Here is a 9,212-nt window from a genome sequence, read left to right as displayed (position 1 = left end):
ATCATGGGACACGCGGCTTTCGCCCTTTCTTCCGTCGAGGCACCGGTCTGCCGGTACCTCGAGCTGGATGACTGCGCCGGTCCCGGCGCCGCGCTGATCCTCTCCAAGGAGGAGCGTGCGCGCGCCGGACAGTTCCGGTTCCCTGCCGACCGGCAACGCTTCGTGGCGGCGCACGCCGCGCTGCGATACGCACTGGCCGAGCAGACCGGCGAGCGCGCCGACGCGCTGCGCTTTACCCACAGCGCGTTCGGCAAGCCTTCGCTGTCCCGCTGGCCGCGCGTTCATTTTTCGCTGAGCCACTGCCAGGGGCTTGGCCTGATCGCCATCGGCGGGCGCGGCCCGCTCGGCGTGGACGTCGAACAGCTGCGCCCGGTGCCGGATGCGATGGCGCTCGCCGCAACGCATTTCACGCGGCTCGAGAACGAAGCGCTCGCCGCCCTTCCCGCCGACGAGCGCGAGCGTGCCTTCATGACCTGCTGGACCCGCAAGGAAGCCTGCCTCAAGGCCATCGGCCTCGGGCTGATCGTGCCTACCGAGCGATTCGAGGTGGGCCTGGCGGCGGACTGCCGCAGCGTCGAGGTGCCTGTGGCGGGCCGCATCCTGTGGCTGGTACTGCAGCCCGCGCCCTCTCGCATGGACAGCGTGGGTTCGGTCGCGGAATGGCGGCAGACCCACACCCGCGCGAGCGTGCCGCGCGGCGCAATGGAGACTTTTGCATGACCGCCGCGCCGGGCCGCCCCAAGCAAGGTCGCCCCCGCTTGGCGGGGAGGCGCGCAGCGCCAGGAGTGCACCAATGACCGCCTTTCCGTTCCTGTTCGGCCCCGCGTCGCGGCAGATCTTCGGCCTGTTCCATGCCGCCGAGGAAGCGAAGCCCGGAAACACCGCGGTGCTCATCTGCCCGCCTTTCGGGCAGGAAGGCATGCGCACCCACCGCTTCTTCAAGGTGCTCGCCGAGCGCCTGGCGCGCGCGGGCATCGCGACCCTGCGTTTCGACTTCTACGGCACGGGCGACTCGCCGGGCGACGAGGACGACGGCGAGCTCGACGGCTGGCGGCGCGACCTCTGCTCGGCGCATGAAGAACTGCGCCGGCGCGCGCCGGCCAGCCGCATCGTCTGGGTCGGTGCGCGGCTCGGCGCCACCCTGGCCGTGCTGGCGGCGCGCAACGGGCGCTGCGATCCGGCGCGGCTGGTGCTGTGGGAGCCGGTCATCGATGGCCGGCGCTACGCACGCGAGTTGCGCGAGCAGCATGTCGCCGCCATCGACACGACCTTCTGCATACCCGACCTGGCCTGGCGCCGCGGCCTCTCGCGCGAGCCCGACGCCATGCCCGAAGAGGCCCTTGGCACGTCGCTCTCGTCCGAGTTGCGCATGCAGCTCGCCGCGCTCATCCCCGAATCGCTCCCGCTCACGGCCTTGCACGACACCCTGGTGCTGACAGCGCCCGACGACGAGCAGACCGCGCAATGGGCGGCCGAGCAGCAGTCGCGCTACATGCCTGTGCGGCTTGCCTATTTTCAGCACCGGCTCGACTGGACGTCCGACCCCTATCCCAACAGCGCCATGGTTCCGGCCGATGCGCTCAACCGCTTGCAGGGTGCCCTCCATGAATGACATGACACAACGCCCGGTCCGGTTCGGCACCAGAGACTCGCTGGTCGGCATGGTCACCCGCCCCGCGCACCAGGTGCCGGCCACCGTCGCCTGCCTGATGTTCAACATGGGCGCCAACCATCGGATCGGGCCGCGGCGCATCAACGTCAAGCTCGCGCACGTGCTGGCCGGGCGCGGCGTGAGCAGTTTGCGCTTCGATCTGGGCGGTGTCGGAGACAGCGAAACGTCCGACTTCGCGCACGACCTGCAGACCCGCGCGGTGCATGACCTGCAGGCCGGCATGGACCTGCTCGAAAGCACGCTGGGCATCCGGCAGTTCGTGATCGTGGCCATGTGCTCGGGCGTGGAGCACGCCATGTCGGTGGCCGAGGCAGACACGCGCGTAGTGGCGCTTTCGCTGTTCGACGGCTTCGCGTTTCCGGAACGGCGCTCGCGCTGGGAGCGGACGGTGCGGCGTGCCATTGCGGCGCCCGCGCACCCCGCCTTCGCGGGCAAGGCCAAGCGCTGGCTTCAGCGGCATTTGCTGCAAAGCCATTCGACGAAACCGCTGCCCGGCTTCTTCACGGAAAGAAAGCCGCCCGAGGTCAACGCCGTGTGGTTCGCCGCCACCATGAAGCGCCTGGTCGAGCGGAAAGTGGCGGTGCAGCTGCTGTATTCGGGTTCGCTGCATGTCTCGGACCGCGGCCACGACCAGCTCGGCGCCTTCCGGCGCGAACCGTTCGCGCAAGCCCTGCAATACGAGTTCATGCGCGAGCTCGACCACACGTTCTGCACGGTCAAGGGGCAGCAGCTGTTTCTGCAATCGGTCGGCGATTGGGTGGCCGCATGCGCCTGGGGCGCCGGCATGGAGCGCCGCAGCAGCGTCAGCCCTGCGGCCACCGTCGCCGAGCGCCCCCTTCGCGGCAGCTACGTCCCGCAGTGAACCATTTCCAGAAATCCAAGGATCCCCCAGGAGCAAAGGACACACCATGGCACACCTCGACTCAGCCAGTTCCTCGCGCGGCGCACCCGTTGCACCCGCTCCCACCCAAGCCTCGGCCCGAGCCCGCATCCGATGCCGGATCGGATCGGTGGCCGTGCTTCTGCTGCCGCTGTGCCTGGGCGGCTGCGGGATTCCCGGCTTCTCGACGCCGGACACCCGGAGCTGGAGCAACTCCCACGCGGAAGGCGAACCGAAGATCGTCGCCATCACGCCCGAGCTGATCCGCACGCGCGCCGCGCAGGAGCCGCAGGGCGTGCCCGCCGATGTGCGGCAGCTTTTCGGCAAGGCACCGGCCTACACGATCGCTCCGGGCGACGTGATCGGCATCGTGGTGTACCGGCATCCGGAGCTGTTGCCCAACGCAGGCGCCGTGATCTCGCAGCAGTCGGATCCGACGGGCGTGAGCGTGGCGCCCGGCTTCATCGTCGATGGAGAGGGCGAGATCAGCTTTCCCTACATCGGCCGCACGAAGATCGACGGCCTGACGGAAAGCGCCGCCTCCGAGCTGATCACGCGGCGGATTTCGCCCTTCGTCAAGGATCCGCTGGTGAGCGTGAGGATCCAGTCGTTCCGCAGCCGCCGCGTGTACGTGGAGGGCGAGGTCCGCACGCCGGGCCTGCAGATCTTCACCGACGTGCCGATGACGCTCGCCGAGGCGCTCAACCGCGCCGGCAGCATCAACCCCGGAGGCGACCGCTCGCGCGTGAGCCTGACGCGCGGCGAGCGCACGATGGTGATCGACCTGCCGCTGCTTCAGCGCTTCGGCCAGGATGCGAGCCGCATCCCGCTGCAGAACGGCGACATCGTGAACGTGGGCACCCGCGAAGACAGCCGCGTCTACGTGATGGGTGAGATCCGCAACCCGTCGGCCCTGCTGATGCGCAATGGCCGGCTGAGCCTCAACGAGGCGCTGGGCGATGCGGGCGGGCCCGATCTGCTGACCTCTTCGCCGGGCCAGATCTACGTGGTGCGCAACTCCCAGGGCAGCGTGCCCGAGGTGTTCCATCTGGACGCGAAGAACCCGGTGGCGCTGGCCCTGGCCGACCGCTTCCCGCTGCAGCCGCGCGACGTCGTCTACATCGACCCGGTGCCGCTGGTGCGATGGAACCGCGTCATCAGCCTGATCCTCCCCGCCGCGCAGGTCGTGAACCTCGGCGGCACCGCCAGCCGGCGCTGAGCGCGGCCCCTTCATTCGCCATTCCCCGTCCAGGCAACACAAAAGGTGATCTCATGAATGCGCACTGGCAACCTCTGATTCCCGCCCCTTCGGATGCGGCACCGGCTTCCGACCAGCCTCCTTCGAGACTCCGGGAGCATATCGACCTGCTGCTCGACAGCCGATGGAAGATTGCGAAATTCACCGCCGTGGCACTGCTGATCGGCGCAGCGTATGCCATGTTCGGCCCGCGCGTGTACGAGGCCAACGTGCTGATCCAGGTCGAAGACCCCGAGCGCTCGGGCGGCACGCTGGTCGGCGACTCTGCGAGCAGCGCATTGAACGCCAAGACGCCGACGGCGGGCGAGGCCGAGATTCTGAAATCGCGCCTCGTGCTCGGGCAGGCCATCGAAGACACCAAGCTCTACATCGAGGCCGAGCCGCTCTATGTGCCGATCGTCGGCCCCTGGCTGGCGCGCCGCGCAAAGACGCTCTCCGAGCCCGGCTTTGCGGGCCTTTCGGGTTACGTGAGCGGCAACGAGCGGATCGTGGTCGCGCAAATGGACGTGCCGGCGGACCTGGAAGGCACGCGCTTCCTGCTGACCGCGGGCGAGAACGGCGCCTACACGCTGACCCATCCCAAGCTGGATGCGCCGATCGAAGGCAGGATCGGTACGCCGCTCGACGCCGAAACTCCGATCGGGCCGATCCACCTGCTGGTGAGCTCCGTCTCGGGGCTGCCGGGCGCTGCGTTCTCGCTGGTGCGCCAGTCGAAGCAGCTCACCCTGCTCGAGCTCCAGAAGGACTTGCGCGTGATCGAAAAGGGCAAGCAGTCCTCGGTCATGGACGTGAGCTGGCAGACCGGCAACCGCACGCAGCTGGCAAACCTGCTCAATGAAGTCGCGCGGCTGTATGTCCGCGTGAACATCGACCAGAAGACGGCACAGGCGCAGCGCGCGCTCAACTTCCTGGGGAGCGAACTGCCCAAGTTCAAGCAGCAGCTGGAAGACTCCGAAGAGGTCTACAACCAGTACCGCAACCGCAACGGAACGATCAGCCTCGACGACGAAGCACGCAACGCGCTGTCGCAGAACATCGAGCTGCAGACGAAGCTCTTCGACGCGACCCAGAAGCGGCTCGAGCTCACCGAGCGCTTCACGGCCCGCGATCCGAGCGTCATGACCATCGACGCGCAGATTGCTTCGCTGAAGAAGGCCCTCGGCGGCGTGGAACAGCGCATCCGCCGCATGCCGATGATGCAGCAGGACTCGCTGCGCATGCAGCGGGACATCAAGGTCAACACCGACCTCTACGTGTCGCTGCTCAACAGCTCGCTGCAGATGCGGCTCGCGAAGGAGGGGCGCATCGGCAACGTGCGCGTGCTCGACCAGGCGCTGACGCCCGAAAAGCAGATCCGGCCCAAGGCCTCGATCACCATGGCGCTCGCGCTGCTGGCAGGCCTCTTCGCCGGCGCGGCCTCGACCTTCCTGCGCAGGTCGTGGCGCAACACCATTGCCAGCCCGGCCGAGATCGAAGCCCACACCGGCCTGGACGTGTACAGCACGGTCACGCTGAGCGAGCAGCAGCGCCATCTCGACCGCGCCGTGCTGCACGGGAAGCCGGGCGTGCACGTGCTGGCGGCGGTTCATCCGGACGACCCATCCCTTGAGGGACTGCGGCGGCTGCGCACCGCGCTGAAGTTCGCGATGCCGCGCGCGCTGAACAACCGCATCATGATTTCCAGCGCCACGCCCGGCGCCGGCAAGACCTTCGTGTCGGCCAACCTCGCGGCGGTGCTCGCCTCGAGCGGCCGGTGCGTGCTGCTGATCGATGCCGACCTGCGGCGCAGCAGCGTGGCGCCCCGCTTCGGACTGAGGCGCAATGGCGGGCTCTCGGAGCTGATCCAGGGCAACATCGAACTCGACGGTGCCATTCACAAGGGCGTGCTTCCGTATCTCGACGTGATGACGACCGGCGCCTTGCCGGCGGACCCGACGGGCCTTCTCACGAGCGACGCCTTCGCCCGCGTGCTCGAAAAGGTCTCGGCGCGCTACGACGCGGTGATCGTCGACACGCCGCCCACGCTGCTCGCCTCCGAGACGGCCGAGATGGCGACCTGCATGGGCACCCTGCTGATGGTTGCGCGCGCCGGCGACAACGAGGTGGGCGACCTGACCGAAAGCATGAAGCAGCTGCGCCACGCGGGTGCGCGCTTCCAGGGCGTGGTGCTCAACGCGCTGGACACGCGCCAGCGCTACTACGGCAGCCTTGCCTACCGCTATGGCGCCTACAAGCTGCGGGCGCACGACTATCCGACCGCTCCGCCCGAACTGCCCCGCCCCGCAACGCCGGTCGCAGCCTCGGCCGCGACGGAGGGAGCGACAGCGTGAACACCCTCCCATCGAATGCGCCCGTCGAGTGGGCGGGCAACTCGCGGTTGCTGATGGCCACCAAACGGGGCGCGGACATCGCGATGGCGAGCTGCTTCTTCCTCTTCCTGGGGTGGGCCTACGCGCTGGTGTGGCTCGGCGTGCTGCTGACCTCCGGCAGCCCGGCGATCTACAAGCAGCCGCGCTACGGCCGCGACGGGCGTGTCTTCAGCTTCTACAAGTTCCGCTCGATGGTGCCCGACTCCGATGCGGTGCTGGCACGCCACCTGCGCGAGAACGAAGAGGCGCGGCGGCAGTGGGCCATGTACCAGAAGCTCGATCATGACCCGCGCATCACGCCCTTCGGCGCGTTCCTGCGCAAGTACAGCCTCGACGAGCTGCCGCAGTTCTGGAACGTGCTCAAGGGAGACATGAGCATGGTCGGCCCGCGCCCTTGCATGTTCTCGCAGAAGGACCTGTACGGCCCGTACTGGAACCACTACTGCGCCGTGCGGCCGGGCATCACCGGCCTGTGGCAGGTGAGCGGCCGCAGCGAGGTCAGCTACCGGCGGCGGGCGGCCATGGATGCCGACTACGTCGCCACGCTGTCGCTGCGCCAGGACATCGCCATCTTGCTGAAGACCTTCCTGGTGGTCGCGGGCGCCAAGGGTTCCGGCTAGGCGCCGAAGCCCGCGCACTCCCTGTTCCGACATCTCGATCCTCAACCTTCAACCGAAAGAACATATGCGTATATACGTTGCTGGTCATCGCGGCATGGTGGGTCAGTCGCTCATGAAGCGGCTGCGGGGCCTCGGGCACGAGGTCGTCACGCGCGGCCGCGAGGAGCTCGACCTTCTCGACCAGGAGGCGGTCCGCCGATTTTTCGCCTCGGAGCCCATCGACCAGGTGTATCTCGCGGCGGCCAGGGTCGGCGGCATCCACGCCAACATGACTTACCCGGCGGAGTTCATCTACCAGAACCTCCTGATCGCCGCCAATGTCACGCACCAGGCGTTCCTTGCGAACGTCAGGCGTCTCCTGTTCCTCGGCTCGAGCTGCATCTACCCGCGGCTTGCCGAGCAGCCCATCCACGAAGATGCGCTGCTCAGCGGCAAGCTCGAGCCGACGAACGAACCCTATGCCATCGCGAAGATCGCGGGCATCAAGCTGTGCGAGAGCTACAACCGGCAGTACGGCGCCTCGCACGGCATCGACTACCGCAGCGTCATGCCGACCAACCTGTACGGGCCGGGCGACAACTACCACGCGCAGAACAGCCACGTGGTGCCGGCCCTCATCAGGCGCTTTCACCTGGCCAAGACGGAAGACGCGCCCGAGGTGGTGATCTGGGGCACCGGCTGCGCGCGGCGCGAGTTCCTCTATGTCGACGACATGGCCGACGGCTGCATCGCGGTGATGGACATGACGCGCGACAGCTACGAGCAGCACACCACCCCCATGTGCGCGCACATCAACCTGGGTACGGGTGAAGACCTGTCGATCGGCGAACTCGCGGCGTTGATCGGCGACGTCGTCGGCTACCGCGGCCGCATCCGCTTCGACACCTCGCAACCGGACGGCGCGCCCAGAAAGCTGCTCGACGTGTCGTGCGCCGCCGCCATCGGGTGGCACGCCACGGTGCCGCTCGAAGAAGGCCTGCACCGCACCTATGCGGCCTACCAGGAGGCGATCCGTCCGGTGCAAGAGATCGTCCACGCCTGAGCCGAACGCCCACACCTTGACCCACGAGGCCCTCTCATGAGAACACTCTGCTTCTGGTTCGGCATTGCGGCTGCGTTCGCATGCGCCCAGGTGGACCCGGTCTGGGGCTACGCGGCGGTGTGCGTGCTCTCGCTGGTACAGCTTGCCATGCTCGGCACCCCGGGAACGAGCATGTTCCTGCTGATTCACTACGCCGCGGTCCTCACCTACTTCTCCGTGGCGCCGGCCATGCAGATCGCGGCCGACGTTTCGTTCTGGGACACGGGCGTGATCGGCGCCGAGGCGCACACGCACGCCATCACGCTGCTGCTGCTGTACATGGCGGGCGTGGAAGCCGCCCGGTTCGGCATGCATGAGGCGGCGGCCCCGGCCTCCGCGCGCGGGGGCGGGGTGCGCGAGACGCAGATCGCCGGCGTTGCGCACCCCGTGCTGCTGCTGCTGAGCGGCACGGTCGCTGCGTTCGCATCGCTGTTCATCCGCCCCGAGCTGAACTTCATCGCGCGCGGCCTGCCCGACGAGGGCCAGAACTTTCCGGTCGATTTCATCATCTTTTCGACGCTGCCGAAGCTCATCGTGCTGATGTGCTTCGTGGCGCTCGCCATCCACGCCTACCGCCGCCGGACCGTCTGGTCATGGTGTGCCGCCGGCTTTGCGCTGGTGCTGGCCGGCATCGCGGCCTATCCGGTCAACACGCCGCGGCAGATCCTGCTGATCGGCCTCCTTCCGCTTTTCATCTACGTGCTCGGCGCGAAACGCCGCTGGCTGCTGGCCATGCTGATCTTCGGCGCCATCGCCGGCCTTGGCCCGGTGCTGAACCTGATTTCGCGCGGGAGCTTCTGGGGCGAGACGCTCACCACGTTTCCTTACAGCCAGGACTTCGACGCGATGTACATCGTGGCCGGGCTGCTGGAGCGCGCCCCCGAACCCGAGCTCGGCCTTGGCCGCTATCTGTTGTCGGCCTTCTCCTTCATGCTGCCGCGCGACCTGAAGATGTATCCGGACTTCGATCCCCTCGGATGGCCGGCCGTCCTCGGCAACTTCTCGCAGAGCAACCTCTCTCTGCCGCCCTTTGCCACGGCGTTCTTCGACTTCGGCCTGGCAGGGCCGGTGATGCTCGGCCTGGCGGTCTCGGCGCTGTTCCGCATGCTCGACAGGGTGGCCCAGCCGCATGCCGCGCTGTCGGCCACCTACCTCTGCGCGCTGGTGCTGCTGGCGGCCTACGTGCCCTTCATGCGGGGGCCGATTCTCGGTTGGGGTCCGTTCGCGGCCTCGGGGCTGATTGCCGCGGTTTTTGCCGGGCTGCTGAGTTCACGGTTCCGCCAACCGCGCCGCGATGCAGCGACGTACGCGCACGGTACGACCTGAGGTTTC

8 protein-coding genes are annotated in these 9,212 nt (G+C 68.0%); all 8 read left to right on the top strand.

The genetic code is table 11. The annotated features are described in order from the left end of the window. The first annotated feature begins 3 nt into the window (after positions 1–3). The 8 genes from QFZ42_RS07445 to QFZ42_RS07410 all read left to right on the top strand — a co-directional run bounded on the left by QFZ42_RS07445 (position 4) and on the right by QFZ42_RS07410 (position 9,206). Positions 4–720, top strand: coding sequence for a 4'-phosphopantetheinyl transferase family protein (locus QFZ42_RS07445; protein WP_307700353.1), 717 nt, complete (start codon positions 4–6; stop codon positions 718–720). A 73-nt stretch (positions 721–793) separates the two neighbouring features. After that, the gene (locus QFZ42_RS07440; protein WP_307700352.1) at positions 794–1,612 is read left to right on the top strand and encodes an alpha/beta fold hydrolase; all 819 of its coding nucleotides are present in this window, start codon (positions 794–796) and stop codon (positions 1,610–1,612) included. Position 1,613: 1 nt separating this feature from the next. Beyond that, positions 1,614–2,534 (top strand): hypothetical protein, encoded by a 921-nt coding sequence (locus QFZ42_RS07435; protein ID WP_307700351.1) that lies wholly within the window; start codon positions 1,614–1,616, stop codon positions 2,532–2,534. 46 nt (positions 2,535–2,580) lie between these two features. Next, entirely contained in the window at positions 2,581–3,771 is a 1,191-nt protein-coding gene (locus QFZ42_RS07430) for a polysaccharide biosynthesis/export family protein (protein WP_307700350.1), read from the top strand. A gap of 53 nt (positions 3,772–3,824) precedes the next feature. Further along, a complete protein-coding gene (locus QFZ42_RS07425) occupies positions 3,825–6,140 on the top strand; it encodes a polysaccharide biosynthesis tyrosine autokinase (RefSeq protein ID WP_307700349.1) in 2,316 nt (771 codons plus the stop codon). After that, complete coding sequence (locus QFZ42_RS07420) at positions 6,137–6,799, top strand: sugar transferase (RefSeq protein WP_307700348.1); 663 nt, start codon at positions 6,137–6,139, stop codon at positions 6,797–6,799. Before QFZ42_RS07425 ends, QFZ42_RS07420 begins: the two co-directional genes overlap by 4 nt. A gap of 64 nt (positions 6,800–6,863) precedes the next feature. Then, positions 6,864–7,841 carry a GDP-L-fucose synthase family protein gene (locus QFZ42_RS07415; RefSeq protein WP_307700347.1) on the top strand — a complete coding sequence of 326 codons (978 nt, stop codon included), beginning with the start codon at positions 6,864–6,866 and terminating at the stop codon, positions 7,839–7,841. Positions 7,842–7,877: 36 nt separating this feature from the next. Then, positions 7,878–9,206, top strand: a complete 1,329-nt coding sequence (locus tag QFZ42_RS07410) for a hypothetical protein (RefSeq protein ID WP_307700346.1) — start codon at positions 7,878–7,880, stop codon at positions 9,204–9,206. Positions 9,207–9,212: the final 6 nt, after the last annotated feature.

The organism is Variovorax paradoxus (genome assembly GCF_030815855.1).
In the GTDB taxonomy this organism is placed as follows: domain Bacteria; phylum Pseudomonadota; class Gammaproteobacteria; order Burkholderiales; family Burkholderiaceae_C; genus Variovorax; species Variovorax paradoxus_M.
The sequence above is the reverse complement of the archived record's forward strand: the minus strand, read 5'-3'. Positions and strand labels throughout refer to the sequence as shown.

Bases quoted from the DNA above. Each gene is read 5' to 3' on its own strand.
- QFZ42_RS07445 (WP_307700353.1), top strand. From the start codon at position 4: ATGGGACACGCGGCTTTCGCCCTTTCTTCCGTCGAGGCACCGGTCTGC.
- QFZ42_RS07440 (WP_307700352.1), top strand. From the start codon at position 794: ATGACCGCCTTTCCGTTCCTGTTCGGCCCCGCGTCGCGGCAGATCTTC.
- QFZ42_RS07435 (WP_307700351.1), top strand. From the start codon at position 1,614: ATGACACAACGCCCGGTCCGGTTCGGCACCAGAGACTCGCTGGTCGGC.
- QFZ42_RS07430 (WP_307700350.1), top strand. From the start codon at position 2,581: ATGGCACACCTCGACTCAGCCAGTTCCTCGCGCGGCGCACCCGTTGCA.
- QFZ42_RS07425 (WP_307700349.1), top strand. From the start codon at position 3,825: ATGAATGCGCACTGGCAACCTCTGATTCCCGCCCCTTCGGATGCGGCA.
- QFZ42_RS07415 (WP_307700347.1), top strand. From the start codon at position 6,864: ATGCGTATATACGTTGCTGGTCATCGCGGCATGGTGGGTCAGTCGCTC.
- QFZ42_RS07410 (WP_307700346.1), top strand. From the start codon at position 7,878: ATGAGAACACTCTGCTTCTGGTTCGGCATTGCGGCTGCGTTCGCATGC.